The organism is Calothrix sp. PCC 7507, from assembly GCF_000316575.1.
Lineage (GTDB): Bacteria > Cyanobacteriota > Cyanobacteriia > Cyanobacteriales > Nostocaceae > Fortiea.
In genome coordinates, this window is record NC_019682.1 from 4,026,311 (window position 1) to 4,039,774 (window position 13,464).

At 42.4% G+C, this 13,464-nt stretch carries 12 protein-coding genes, 1 tRNA gene and 1 pseudogene; 3 read left to right on the plus strand and 11 right to left on the minus strand.

Annotation, left to right across the window (positions count from 1 at the left end; translation table 11 throughout):
- Positions 1–84 precede the first annotated feature (84 nt).
- The 4 genes and pseudogenes from CAL7507_RS17110 to CAL7507_RS17125 form a co-directional block, all read right to left on the minus strand.
- The gene (locus CAL7507_RS17110) at positions 85–1,725 is read right to left on the minus strand and encodes an MFS transporter (RefSeq protein ID WP_015129742.1); all 1,641 of its coding nucleotides are present in this window, start codon (positions 1,723–1,725) and stop codon (positions 85–87) included.
- Entirely contained in the window at positions 1,709–2,605 is an 897-nt protein-coding gene (gene recO / locus CAL7507_RS17115; RefSeq protein WP_015129743.1) for a DNA repair protein RecO, read from the minus strand. Before recO ends, CAL7507_RS17110 begins: the two co-directional genes overlap by 17 nt.
- 115 nt (positions 2,606–2,720) lie before the next feature.
- Complete coding sequence (gene deoC / locus CAL7507_RS17120) at positions 2,721–3,401, minus strand: deoxyribose-phosphate aldolase (protein WP_015129744.1); 681 nt, start codon at positions 3,399–3,401, stop codon at positions 2,721–2,723.
- Between the two features lie 134 nt (positions 3,402–3,535).
- A pseudogene (locus tag CAL7507_RS17125) lies at positions 3,536–3,832 on the minus strand (DNA cytosine methyltransferase); the annotation flags it as partial.
- Positions 3,833–4,056: 224 nt separating this feature from the next.
- Here CAL7507_RS17125 and CAL7507_RS17130 point away from each other — a divergent pair.
- Positions 4,057–4,308, plus strand: a complete 252-nt coding sequence (locus CAL7507_RS17130; RefSeq protein WP_015129745.1) for a hypothetical protein — start codon at positions 4,057–4,059, stop codon at positions 4,306–4,308.
- 112 nt (positions 4,309–4,420) lie between these two features.
- On the opposite strand, the gene CAL7507_RS17135 is transcribed toward CAL7507_RS17130, so the two are convergent.
- Positions 4,421–5,854 (minus strand): YcjF family protein, encoded by a 1,434-nt coding sequence (locus CAL7507_RS17135; RefSeq protein WP_015129746.1) that lies wholly within the window; start codon positions 5,852–5,854, stop codon positions 4,421–4,423.
- 140 nt (positions 5,855–5,994) lie between these two features.
- Between CAL7507_RS17135 and CAL7507_RS17140 the strand changes: the two genes are divergently transcribed.
- Both CAL7507_RS17140 and CAL7507_RS17145 read left to right on the plus strand, forming a co-directional pair.
- Positions 5,995–6,468 carry a type II toxin-antitoxin system RelE/ParE family toxin gene (locus CAL7507_RS17140; RefSeq protein WP_236556776.1) on the plus strand — a complete coding sequence of 158 codons (474 nt, stop codon included), beginning with the start codon at positions 5,995–5,997 and terminating at the stop codon, positions 6,466–6,468.
- Positions 6,455–6,757, plus strand: coding sequence for an XRE family transcriptional regulator (locus CAL7507_RS17145; protein WP_015129748.1), 303 nt, complete (start codon positions 6,455–6,457; stop codon positions 6,755–6,757). Before CAL7507_RS17140 ends, CAL7507_RS17145 begins: the two co-directional genes overlap by 14 nt.
- Positions 6,758–7,074: 317 nt before the next feature.
- Here the strand turns inward: CAL7507_RS17145 and CAL7507_RS17150 are convergent.
- The 6 genes from CAL7507_RS17150 to CAL7507_RS17175 all read right to left on the minus strand — a co-directional run bounded on the left by CAL7507_RS17150 (position 7,075) and on the right by CAL7507_RS17175 (position 13,292).
- Positions 7,075–7,151: transfer RNA gene (locus CAL7507_RS17150), tRNA-Met, on the minus strand.
- 47 nt (positions 7,152–7,198) lie between these two features.
- Positions 7,199–8,152, minus strand: a complete 954-nt coding sequence (locus CAL7507_RS17155) for an asparaginase (RefSeq protein WP_015129749.1) — start codon at positions 8,150–8,152, stop codon at positions 7,199–7,201.
- A gap of 100 nt (positions 8,153–8,252) precedes the next feature.
- Positions 8,253–8,753: a CGLD27 family protein gene (locus tag CAL7507_RS17160; RefSeq protein WP_015129750.1), complete on the minus strand. Its 501-nt coding sequence runs from the start codon at positions 8,751–8,753 to the stop codon at positions 8,253–8,255.
- Positions 8,750–9,211: a ribosome silencing factor gene (gene rsfS, locus CAL7507_RS17165; protein ID WP_015129751.1), complete on the minus strand. Its 462-nt coding sequence runs from the start codon at positions 9,209–9,211 to the stop codon at positions 8,750–8,752. The genes CAL7507_RS17160 and rsfS overlap by 4 nt, the downstream gene beginning before the upstream one ends.
- 916 nt (positions 9,212–10,127) lie before the next feature.
- Positions 10,128–11,399 (minus strand): glycosyltransferase family 4 protein, encoded by a 1,272-nt coding sequence (locus CAL7507_RS17170; RefSeq protein WP_015129752.1) that lies wholly within the window; start codon positions 11,397–11,399, stop codon positions 10,128–10,130.
- A gap of 1,152 nt (positions 11,400–12,551) precedes the next feature.
- Entirely contained in the window at positions 12,552–13,292 is a 741-nt protein-coding gene (locus CAL7507_RS17175) for an amino acid ABC transporter ATP-binding protein (RefSeq protein ID WP_042341384.1), read from the minus strand.
- Between the last annotated feature and the right edge of the window lie 172 nt (positions 13,293–13,464).

Sequence of the window (13,464 nt, forward strand, 5' to 3'; positions counted from 1 at the left end):
GTTTAGCACGAAAACAAAAACTTTCAGTAAATGAGTGACGATCCCAAAGTAATGATTAACAACTCCTGCGAGCGGAGAAATCTTTTACTGATGAGAGTTATACCAAGTCAATATACCTCCGAAGAAGACGATCGCTGCTAATCCCAAAAAAACTACCTGTAGTCCCAAGAAAGTTTCTGCAACCCCAGCTAATGCCAAGGGTAAGGACAGAGCAATATTAATCACATTATTTTGCAGACCAAAGACTTTGCCCCGCATTTCTGGCGGTGTTTCTGTCTGGATTGCTGTTTGCATGGGGATACCGATTAAAGCACCAAAAACACCCAAGAGTGCTATCAACAGTAGGACAATTAATAACTGTTTTGTGAAGATTGATAAACCAATCAAAGAAGCTGCCATACCTAAACAGCCGCACAGACTCAATCCTGTATAGGAGAAGCGTTGACCAAATTGACCGAGAATTGTCGCCCCGCCAGCAATGCCAACGCCACCAGCTGCTAGTAAAAAGCCAAATTGGGAAGCCTTCAAGTTGGGAATTATTTCTGCCATGCGAACGGCTAGAACAGTTAATGCTGCAAAGACAGAAAATAAGATGATCAGTTGTACTAACGCATTACGGACGCGATAATTAGCTTTGAGGTAGCGCAGACCATCCCGCAAATCGGTGAAAACGTGGGGAAATTCTGTGGCGGGGTCGTGGGGTTTTTCGTTGGTCACTAGGAGTAATAAGATTAAACCAGCGATCGCATAACTGCCACCCACAACCAGTTCTTTACCTAATCCACCACTCCCACCAAGTTGCACCCACAGTTGGCCAGCAAATGCTAATAGGGGTTCTCCGACAGCAAACCCCACAATTACCGATGCCATCATCGTTGTCGTATACAGAGAGTTAGCCGAGAGTAAATCCTGTTCTTTCACCACTAAAGGAATTGCAGCTTGTTCTGCTGGGGCAAAAAACTGTGTGAGTGTAGACACTAAAAAAGTCACACCCAGGATAATCCAAAAACCTACTGGTAACATCCCCAATGGCTGCCAATCATGGGTTAACCACAGTAAAAAAGGAATAGCTAAAACCAGAATTCCTCGCCAAACATTCGTTGCTACCAGCACCGTTTTTTTCGGCCAGCGATCCACAAACACACCAGCCACTGAACCAAATAGCACCGCTGGAATCGTAAAAGCCATCATCAAGGCTGAGACCCAACCACTAATGCTTTGATTGCCACTTTGAAACTGAGTGTTAATCAAACCAATCATCAACACCAAATAAACTTTATCAGCCAGTTGGCAGAAAACTTGCCCACCCCAAAGAGCTAGAAAATTAGGGTTTTTTAATACAGGCAAAAATCCTTGTTGTACATTAGTCGATGTTGCCTTACTATCTAAATCAGACTTTTTTAAATCTGGTGGCTCTTTTCCTGGAGTAGTGGCTGCTGGCACACCGTTTCCTGTAGAACCACCTTTGCCATTTGTCTCAGTAGTAAGTACTTGGTTCTCAGATTGCTCTTTGACATCAGCTTTTGGCAGTTCTGATGTCAAATTTTGATCATTTTGAGAAACGTCTTTTGGTGACATTTCTTCCCCAGTGATTTGACTGGCTGTAGACTTAGGAACAGCACACAACCGATTAGATATTGTAGGAGCTGATGCCCTATTCTGTTTTTTGGGGTAACTTAGTGGCAAAGATAGGATTTTTGAATCCAAATCAGACGGTTGCATCATAGTTGGCAGAAAAATAGGAATCTATCAAAGTAGCGGAGCGAATAGGGCGACCTAAATGATACTGAGTATACTGGCGCAAAATCTGCTCAACAGATAACCAGCCATCATCTTTGGCTGCATTAATGGGCATTATCTCTGGTTGCGATAGATGCTGCAGTATAGAAAATTCCATAGCATTCAGGCGAGTAGAAATCACAGGTATTTCTTGCTGATGGATAACTGTTTGGTAACTATGGCGTGGGGGGGATTGGGGGATGGCAGAATTTATCTGGCTTTCCCTCTGTCTCTCTCGGCGCAAATTTTCCCAAGCCTCTAAACAAACGATTCCACCAGCCGGGATGCTAAATCCTACTTGCCAGTTAGGTTCTGTAAAATTGGGAATTAGGTGTCGCTGAGTTAGACAACAAAGTTGTACTTGGGGTGTCAATCCTGCCAAAGTTAAAAGTTCAAACATCCCATGAGCCAGATTGGCGAAGATACCAGATACATCTGTTCTTGGCAATAACTCCAACTGTTCGAGATGTTCATTGAGTAACTCATAAAGTTCTTCTTGGGGTTGTTCACTCAAAGCCTGACACAGAACTATTTCTGCTAGATACTGGCTAGCAGCTAGTTTTCCTAAATCTTTAGTAAGACCTGGATAAGTTTTTAGCGTTTGTGCTTGTGTAATTTTATCGAGCGATCGCCCATTGGCAATCAGTAGTTCATTCACCACAAACATCCCACTCCTACCACCCAGGCTAGAGTTGTGCTTACGTGCCCCAGGGGCGACTGCTCGAATCAAACCGAACTCCCGTGTCAAAATTGTCACTATTCTATCCGATTCTCCTAGTGCCTGAGTTTTCAGGTTAATTCCCGTCGCTTTATAAGTTCTACTCATTAGTCAAAAGTCAAGGGTCAAGGGTCAAGGGTCGAAGATCAAGGGTCGAGGATCAAGGGTCGATGGTCATTTTTTTTTGACTCTGGACTTTTGACTCTGGACTCTTGACTTTTGACTATTCACCCTTTTCCAGGTTATCGCGCTGACGGATCAAATCGATACCGCGAGAAGTGCCTAATCTAGTAGCACCCGCCAATATTAAGTCTAGAGCTTGGCTTACGGTCTGAATACCACCTGATGCTTTAATTCCCACTCTTTCTCGTGCTACTTCCTTCAAAAGCCGCACATCCGCCACTGTCGCACCACCATTCCAGCCTGTACTAGTTTTTAAGAATGCTGCGCCTGCTTCCATAGACAACTCAGCCGCCAGCTTTTTTTCCGCGTCTGTCAGCAGGTTAGTTTCTAAGATTACCTTGACAGTTTGCCCAGTCGCTTCGCAAATTTCGGCAATCTCCCTGTGAACTTCTTCGGTTTTGCCAGCTTTTAACCAGCCCAAGTTGATCACGACATCCAACTCAGTCGCTCCATTTTCCGCCGCTTCCTGAGCCTCATAGAGCTTAACTGCTGAAGTTGTCGCCCCTGTGGGGAAGCCAATCACCGTACAGACTTTAGGTTGCTTGTCGTGAAGGAATTCTACTGCCAGGCGCACGTAGGAAGGATGAATACAAACCGCCGCAAAATTAAATCTGTATGCTTCTTCACACCATTGCTCAACCTGCTCTGGGGTAGCTGTTGCCGTTAGCAGGGAGTGATCGATAAATGGCGCAATATCAATGTCCGGATAGTCTGCTGCCATTGTGATTTTTAGTAATTGTTTATTAAAGTTTATAAAAAATTAAGACATTTTTTATAAATTAAACCATATTTATTTACGAATTTACCCTGAAGACAGCCTGCTGACTTACTCTATTGTCGGCTTTACATCTATCCTCAGATTTCTGTAGGTATTCGAGTTGACATTAGACATCTGTCACTTGACGAGGCTCCACAGAATTTCCCTTTCCCAGTGGCTAAAAAGTCAAGAATATTCTGAGCTAACGCCTTTGATGCCAAATATGGCACACCATTACCAATAGTTTTAAACATATTAGTAAGTGACATATTTTCTGGCAACACAAAATTCGCAGGCAAAGATTGCATAGCTAACGCTTCTGCTATAGAAATTCGGTGAACTTTGTAGGGATGTAAATGTACCTCATTATTGCCATAACAAGCTGTCGTAGAGTGACATTATATTAAAGTCTTGCCAAAGATACAATTAGTGTTGTTTAGTAATCAATGACTACTATGCTTTTATATAGCAATCAGGCTTAATTTTTGAACAAATTTCAGTAGGTGTATGGTTGGTAATACCTACCTTGTCTAGCTTTTGTTGGGCAATGCCCACCTTACGTATTATTGCAAAAATCAGGAATCCTATTATCTAACGAACAATAAAAAGGATTGTGACTATGTATGAACAATTTATAGATTTTGAGGGCATTTTCAATCTAGTGTTGCAGCAAACTGAAGAATTGATTGAGATCGGATTTGATATTAGCGATTCTTGTGGTGTAACAGAACTTGAATGGATAGCACACAAGTATCCAGAACTTACGGCACGCTGCAACAAAGCGTTGCTAGAACTTATTGATAAGCAAGCTGCTATTACTCCTGAGTTTGTAACTGCTGGATACTCTGACAGTAATTTAGATATTTTTTAACCGCTAATTTATAAGTTGAAAGCCGTTATATTAATTTATATACAACATTGTCAACGTACACAACAGCTTGACGCAAAGACGCATAATAAAAACTTTGCGCCTTTGCGTGAGATTATGCCACAACTTCAACTGGCTGCGCTTCTGGTAATAAACGCTTCACACTTTGCTTAACAAAGCCTTGCAGAAAAGCCATCTGCTGATTTTTTTGAAAGACATTTTGCAAAGTTTGTCGCAATTTATCTAAATTCAAACTATTACCAGAATCGACAGCTATTTCCTGTTGTTGGAAATATTCAACTAAACTTAACCCTGCTACTCTAGTGAGATAGGCTGCACTCACTCCTTGCACTGCGCCACCAGCGACAAAGGTGACGGCGTTACTCTTCAAGACAGTGCTAACAGCTTTTGTAGAAAGTTCCACTAAACCCAGTTTCAACATCAAACTTCCCATTGTTCCAGCTACAGTTTGCGCCTGTTCTAGGGAAAATTTTTGCTGATAGATATTACCTAAATCCATTACCATTTGGCCATTAATCGCCGCAGTCGCCAAGATATCTAGTGCTGGTACTGGGTTAGCAAAGGCAGCAGCGGCAGCTATCCACTGATATTGTTCAATAATTGGGGTAGCGCGATCGCATCTTGTTTTATTCAACCAGTTTTTCGCTTCAGCTTTCAGCAACTTAGCTTTCCGCATGGTACTTACCCACACCAGCTTTGCTGATTGCTGTGCCAAAACCTTACTCAACTGCTGCGTCAACTGCTGGATATCTGGCGCTAGTTGTTCCATCCACTCTTGTACAGAACCATCAACTTCGTGTTTCCGGACTTTGGTGGGAATAGGAGACGCTGCAGTTGCAACTACATTTCCCTGTATCCGCTGTGTCAATGACAGCAAGATGCTAGCACGTTCATCTGATACATACTGATCTTGTTTATTGAAAACCAGCATTACTTGCTGATTTACTGCTTTTAGCTGCTGTAAGGTTTGAAATTCTGAATCCGTTAAATCGCCGTTGGTTAAAAACAAGACAAAATCAGATTTTTGGACTTCTGCTAAAACCGCTGCATCTGATTTTTCCCCTGCTTCACTAAACAAAGGTGGTGTTTCTTGGAAACTGACTTTTTGCTGAATATCCTGCTTTAGCACCTGAATCAAAGTGGTTTTACCCACCGATTTCCCGCCTGTAACAGCTAGTTTAAGTTCTTCTCTATCTAACTCCAAGAGTAACTGGGCAACTTGCTCCCGCAGTGTACCTAAAGCTGGATGGTTTTCTGCTTCTTGTGCCAGTTGGTTAATTATGGTTTCAGCTTGAGCGATCGCACTTTCCACTGTTTTCCGATCTAAGACTATACCATCTAGCTGCTCTAAACTACCTTTAGGGCGATTTTGCCGGAATAACCATAAACCACCACCAACTGCTAAGGCACTAAATAAACCAAACTCACTCACCTGCACTATTGAATCGTGCCAGCTTTGTAACATCCACAGGGAAAAGGATAGTCCCAATCCTCCCACTAAAATTGGTCGCTGCAACTTCACAACCATGATTCTCCGAGCTTTTTGGAAGGTTTCTACTCCAGAATAGATCAAAACTCTGGTTCTGCGAATTGGACAGGCACAGGAAGACAATTTTCTTTACTTACGGCTTGTAATATTAATTCCCAAGCTTGGCGATAAGCTTGGCTGTGCTGCCCACTCCTAAAAATCGCAAAAATGCGATAAAATCACCAGTATGTGTAACCATTACCCAGATAATGCCAGAAACACGGGTTATTTTCTTTCAGGATGATCGAGGAGAAGTTCCAGTCTTAAAGTGGCTAAACAAATTACTCAAACAAGATCGTAAGGGATATGCGAACTGCATCGCCAGAATTGAGCAATTAGCTGAGTATGGTTTTGAATTAAGACGACCCGCTGCAGATTTTCTGCGTGATGGTATTTATGAACTAAGAGCCAAGCACATCAGAGTACAGTATAGAATTCTATATTTTTTTCATGGGCAAAACGTAGTGATTTTAGCTCATGCCATCATTAAAGAGGATAACCAAGTTCCAGAGCGAGAAATTGATTTAGCATTAACATACAAAAATTTATTCATACTCAATTCAGAAGTTCATACTTATATCGAATCAGAGGAGGAAACAGATGAAGAAAACTAATGATGCACTAAAAATCATTCAAAGAATGATGAAGTCAGATCCAGAATTACAAGAGATGGTTAGAGAATCATCAATAAATGCTCAAGTATCTCAAATCATCTACGATGCACGCAAACAAGAGGGACTAACCCAACAACAACTAGCCGCAAAAGTCGGTACTACCCAGTCAGTCATTGCTCGATTGGAAGATGCTGACTATGAGGGACATTCTTTGTCTATGTTGGCTCGGATTGCAGCCGCTTTAAATCAAAAAATAGAAATTAAAATGTCACCTAAAGAAGTTGCTTAAAACCTAGACCTGGGAGATGTAAGCAACTCAGGCCTAAAGACACTGAGCTTTTGAGCTTTGTATCCATTGATTAGACAAAATCGTTCCTAACCCAATACCTTCGCCATTTTTCTGTAGGTTGGGTTGAGCGGAGCAAAACCCAACGCATTTGTTGGGTTTCATGCTTCAAACGCCACTTCACTCAAGTCGGGAACCAGCCCACGTAAGTGGCTCCCCAAGCTACGAATCAAGGCTTTTTTAAATTTGGCGAAGGTATTGTAACCATGATAGAATAAGACCCCGCAAAATTTAAGTTTTACAGGGTCTTATTTTTTATGTGGTGGCGGGAAGTGGATTTGAACCACTGACCTTCGGGTTATGAGCCCGACGAGCTACCAGGCTGCTCTATCCCGCGTCGCTTCTTGACTCCCTTAATATAACCTAAAGTCAAAAATTTGGCAACTATAAAAGCGATAATTCTCCAACAACTTCTAAACGCTTGTATTTACCCAAGATCATGAACTTTTCTGACAGGCTTTCGGCAACGCTGGGGCTAATCCAGCCCATCTGTTGGAGTAGGTGAATAGCAACGGCATATTTTGCCCGCTTTGCCCCATCCATAACTTTAATTGCTAATCCCATGCCTTCACCGAGTCTGGCAATGCACTGCACTCCTTCCGCGCCGGCTTTACTCAGCAGTTCTCCTGGGGAGAGGCGCATTATTTCTGTATCAAATTCGCCATCTCCTGCGACCAGCGCTGGGTGATGAGTCATCGCCCGGACAATGCGCTCCATATCTAAACTGTTGCTAGAAGCTAGCAAGGCATACAAAGAGGCCATTTGACCGAGTTGCATGAGATAGGTCGGTGCGCCGCAGTCGTCATGGGCACTAATAAATTCCTCTGCCGGCATTCGCAGTAACTCTGCTACTTTACCCAAAATCAATTGCTGTACTGGGTGTTTGCGTTCTAAGTAGTTAGTCAATGGCCAATGACGTTGTTGACAAACGGCTAACATCCCCGCATGTTTACCAGAGCAATTGTATTCTAGAGGACTCTGTTTGCCTTCAGGAATTGGGCATTGGAGTGTAGTTGGGTCGAGGTCAGCTCGCCAAAGAATATTAAATGCTTGCCTTACCTGCTCTACTGTTCCTTTGTGGGAACTAGTGATGATTGCTAAGTCGCGATCGCTTAAATTGTAGCGTTCGAGTGTGCCTGTAGTGGTGACAGCGAGTGCCTGAAACGGTTTTAGCGCTGAACGCACAAATGTAGCAGTTTCAGCGTTACCGGCAACTGACAAAACCCTTCCCCTTTCATCGCATACAACAGCGTGGACTATATGCTTTGATTCTATGATTCCTTCTCGCAGCAACCTGACTTCTAGTGCTGGAGCTTGAGTTCGTTTTCCCATTGTCATGGGTGCAAATTTATCATTTTTTTATCATTTGTCATTTGTCACCTGTCCTTTGTCATTTGTTTTTTTATTAATAACCAATGACCAATGACCAATGACTAATTTAAATCAGATGCCAAACTATAGTACCAATAATAAACATTCCCGCCAAGCCAGCAAAGGTAAATTGCAACCGCCGGAGAATGGGTTTGATTTCGTAGGAGACGATTAGGCGATCGCGGTTGAGTAATTCTTTTGGCTTTGTCCAAGTTTGGCCATCATACCACCCCGACTCCTCATAAAATACGGTTGGGCTGGAGAGGCGATCGCCCACATAAAACCAGCCCAAATAAAGCCTTACTAGTACCAGTACTACCCCGATACTCGCTCCGGCTGCACTACAGAGGATAAATTGGCCAATATATTTATGTGGGGGGAAACTTGCGGCCGCCACTGGCCCTGCCACGAGCCAAGATAAGCCCCAAATCCAGGCTATTCTTGTGATGTAACTACGCCGATTTGAAGTGCAATCACGAAACAGCCAGGATATTTTTAACTCTTCATATTCATTTAGCGGTTGTTGCTCAGTCGGCACTGGACAATTGGAAACTGAGGACTTAATCATGTAGGCTTACCCCCACCCTCATCGGGTTTTGGAAGTTCCAGACGCTCTGCATGAGACCAGAACGCCTCTAAATTATAAAACTCCCGCTCCTTGGGCATCATGATGTGAACGATTACATCGCCATAATCTTGCAGTACCCAACTTCCCTCTGACTTACCTGCTGTCCGCAAGGGGCGTCTTTGCCACTCAGTTTCTACTTTAGCTTCAATTGCTTCGGCGATCGCTCTAACTTGTGCCCTAGAATAGCCAGTCATCATGACAAAGTAATCGGCTAGGTAAGATACCTCTGTTACTCTGAGCAACAAAATATCTCCTGCTTTGCGGTCTGATGCGGCTTCGGCGATAGTTATAGCCAATTCTCCACTCACCTGCTCGCTTTCGCCCTGTGGACTTCTGACCGCACTCTTAGTTGCAGAGACAGATTGTAATGGGAGATTTCCTTGGAAATAATCAGACATTAAACCTCAGGTACTTTATCCTTTTTGTTACAACTTTTTACAATCACTGAAAACCAAAAATTGAACTGCATCTGTGCAAATTGTTTTTTTGAATACTAACAAAAAAACAGGTGTTTATGCGGCTTGGTCATACCATCGGCTATTTAGATTTTGATATGCAGCAGAAGTCATTTCACTTGGTTCAGGGATTTGGGCGTGGTATTTGGATATTGGACAAGCATAAGAGCAGACACATTTGCTGAATCATCATGTTTGCCTAATGTCCGGCTAATATCACGTTTTTCCTTGTCGTCGACTATGCCATTCAAGCAAAAACCAATTGTTGGCAGGAGGGATATTTTACCCAGATGAATCAACTAATGGCTTAGAGCAAGAATTTCGCAAATTTCGTGCGCCGATAGCTAATCAACTAAACGACCCACATATATCTTAAACCTATATCGGAGTCGGAAAGTTGGTAATTTGCGGATATGAGCCTATCTTAACAGTACAACTTCTGGGAGAATTTAGTAGCTTTAAGGTCTGTAGTTACGCTGTGACACCCAAAGCTGAGGTATGTTTCTGAGCAGAATACCGCCGATCAAACTCATACCGAGCCTGTCTAAAGTATGAATAGCGATCGCTTCTTAGTATTTCTTAAAGTAGAATCTTCAAATTTTTTGGCAAAAATGCTTGAAGTGAAATTTTACGCCGCACTAAATCCCGTCATTCATGATTTGGGCGACTTTGGGGTTTTTGCCAGCAGTATGGTGAACTAAAGTTCTCATTGGTCATTTGTTCTTTGAAATACCAATGACCAATGACTAGTGACAACCTTTACAAGTAAATATGTAACTTAAATGCGTAAAAGCTTACTTTCAGAGATACCACTAATTTGTGGTTTTCGACTGTATCAAAAATGTACAACATGAGTTAATCAAACTTCCTGCTCTGATACTCTTGTTGAGTTAATAGCTGAGACATTGGCCGTCAGAGAGTAACATAACATCTCATAATTATTTAAGGCTTGCTCGAAAGCATATTGCTCAACAGCAAATTGGCGACTTTTATAACCTAAATTTTTGACTTTATCTGGGTGTTGATACAAGTCTAAAATTGCATTAGCTAAAGCTTGGGGATCTTCTGGAGGAACGACAAATCCGCCCCCACTCTGTCTGATAGCTCTTGCTGCTGTGCCATTGTGGGGTACAGATGCAACCAAAGCCCGTCCACTAGCAAGTAACACTTGGATTTTTGATGGCATATTGAAGGATACAACATTTTTCTTTTGCACCACCAAGCCAACATCCGCAGCTGCTAGCATTTGTGGTAACTGTTCTCGGGGTTGAAATGGCAATAACAAAACGTTATCTGCACCGTGGTCTAGACACTCTTGTTGTAATCGCTGCAAACCTTTAGCCTCACCAACAATGACAAAGGCTACTTCTGGTATGTGGCGCAACATAGCAGCTGTTTTAATAACGGTTTCTAAACCTTGCGTCAAAGCGATATTACCGGAATATAGGACTACAAATTTGTCCTTGAGGTTATGTGCTGCTCGGAAAGGATTATTTTCTTTTGACAATGGGCGAATAAAATTTACATCAACCCAGTTAGGAATTTGGACAATTTTCTCAGATGCTACGCCTTTCTTTTGCAAATTGTCCACAAATCCATCAGCGATGACGCTAATTTTAGTAGCGGAACAATAGGCAAATTTTTCTAATGCTGTAAACACTTTGATGAGCCATTTATTTTTCAGTAGTCCAACATGGATAGCTGCTTCTGGTAGAATATCTTGAAGATTTAACACCACAGGACAAGCACGTAACAAACCTAAGAGGGCAGCTGGTAAACAAACAGGTAGTGATGGTGATGTTGAGAGAATGACATCTGGACGCCAACCCATCAAGGCGGGCACAAAACTGGTGACAACAAAACTAGCATCTAACAATACCCGATCTAATAAGTTGGGTTGTGGGCGAGTCCAAACATAACTACGTTGAATCTGAACGCCATTTTTATATTCAGTGAGATACCATTTACCCCGATAGCCCTCGTAAATTTGACGCTCAGGGTAGTTAGGCATAGCGGTGACTACGCGCACTTGATGCCCACGCTTGACCAGTCCCTCCGCTAATTCAGTCATCAGCGGGGCTATACCGATTGGTTCTGGATAGTAGTTGTAGGAGTAAATTAAAATCCGCATAATAAACTACTCGGAGGTTACTGGTTTATTGGTTAATAAAAAATTGCTCTTGAGGAGATTTCTAAATTTCTCGTTAAGAGTGTATGTCACTTTTAAAGTGTCTAAAACTCATTCTCTCTTTAGACGCTCTTGATGTCAGGGCTTTTTATTAAAGATTGAGTAAAATTTAACATCAACTACTTAATTAATACTGAATAAAAATGTTACTGCTTAATCATTATCTAAATGATTGATGATAAAGTTACACGTAAGTATAAACACGAATATTGTTTGTTTAGGCTATTCTTATGATTGATTAAAGAGTAATATTTGATTTTTTAAATGCAGGTATTACGGCTCACCTATTGCTCTCAAAAATTTTCCCAAATAATTTAGATATAGGAATCCGATTTGATTATTGAAAAAAATTAAGTATCTGTAGGGGAGCCACCCTTGTGCGCGGGTTTCCCGCGTTGAGAGGAGTGGCGTTGGGCATTGCCTAGGGTGTTGACTCTGTGCCTTGTTAGGTGATAAAAATTCAGGCAAAATTTGTGTAGTCATTGCGAGCGGAGCGAAGCAATCCCCGCGATTGCTCCGCTCGCAATGACAGGAAAGAGATTTTACACCCGCACAAAAATAGTATGAACCAAAAACGTGAAAATTCCATCAAAATCAACACCCTAGGCAATGCCCACCACATCCGGGTTTTGGTGGGCATTGCCCACCCTACAAGTATTTCAAAAATCAAATACTAAACCACATCTATTTTGAGAACCATAATTTTAAAAGTAGCGGGCTGTCCGCACTACTCCAGGTTTCAAGATGGACGAGGTTTAGTTCTATATCCTAAAATTATTAACTAAAAGCGGTGGGTACGCCCGTGTCTGCGCGCTGAGGTTTCTGGCAATAGCTCCCCAACGAAGCGCGAAGCCCGCTCTGTATGCGTAGCATCAAAGTTGGGAGTCGTTCACAAATACTACAATAGTTTCTCGTTGCTAGATTACAGCAGTTTCTCTTAATATTGTCCCTATGCACTTAGTACAATTACCTTGAATTTAGCGTCAGCTATTACACTAAGTATAGACAAGGAAACTTCTCAAACCCGTATAGATACTAAACGTGCTGACACTCAATCTGTTAGCAATACTCGCTTTCTGGAAAGTAATATCAGGGTTAGAGAATTTGAGCCAAAAATTTGCGCGTCCGTTCTTCTCGGGGATTAGTGAAAAAGGTGTGAGGGGTGGCTGACTCGACGAGGGAACCGCTATCCATCAGAATTACTCTGTCGGCAACTTCACGAGCGAATCCGACTTCGTGGGTAACGACTACCATTGTCATTCCATCGCTGGCGAGACTCCGCATCACATCCAAAACTTCTCTCACCATTTCTGGATCTAAGGCTGAGGTGGGTTCGTCAAACAGCATAATTTTGGGTTGCATGGCTAAAGCACGAGCGATCGCTACTCTTTGTTGCTGTCCACCGGATAACTGTCCTGGGTATTTCTGCGCCTGTTCTAAAATTCCGACTCTTTCTAGCAGTTGCATAGCTAATTCTTCGGCTTTGGTTTTCGTCAATCGACGTACCCAGATGGGCGCTAAGGTAATATTTTGCAACACTGTTAGGTGAGGAAATAAATTGAACTGTTGAAATACCATACCCACTTCTCGACGAATAGTTTCAATATTTCGCAAGTCGTGGCTTAGGGTAATACCGTCAATGGTAATTCTGCCCTTTTGGTATTCTTCTAAAGCATTAAATGTGCGGATAAAGGTTGATTTGCCTGAACCTGAAGGTCCCATTAAAACTACTACTTCCCCGCGACTTACTGTCAAGCTTACCCCTCGGAGGGCATGAAATTTCCCGTACCATTTTTGAACGTCTTCGGCGATGATTATCGGATTTTGTTCTGTCATCATTGATTTGCACCTCGGAATTTTATTTTCAACAATACCAAGGATTCGTCAAGTAACTCGACGTGTTGGGGAATTACTACAGAAATGCGATCGCTAAATCCCATCACCTCGGTTGATCAAGCATTAAACCTCAAAATGGCGCGCCAAGTAGCGTTATAATAGTTGATATGAC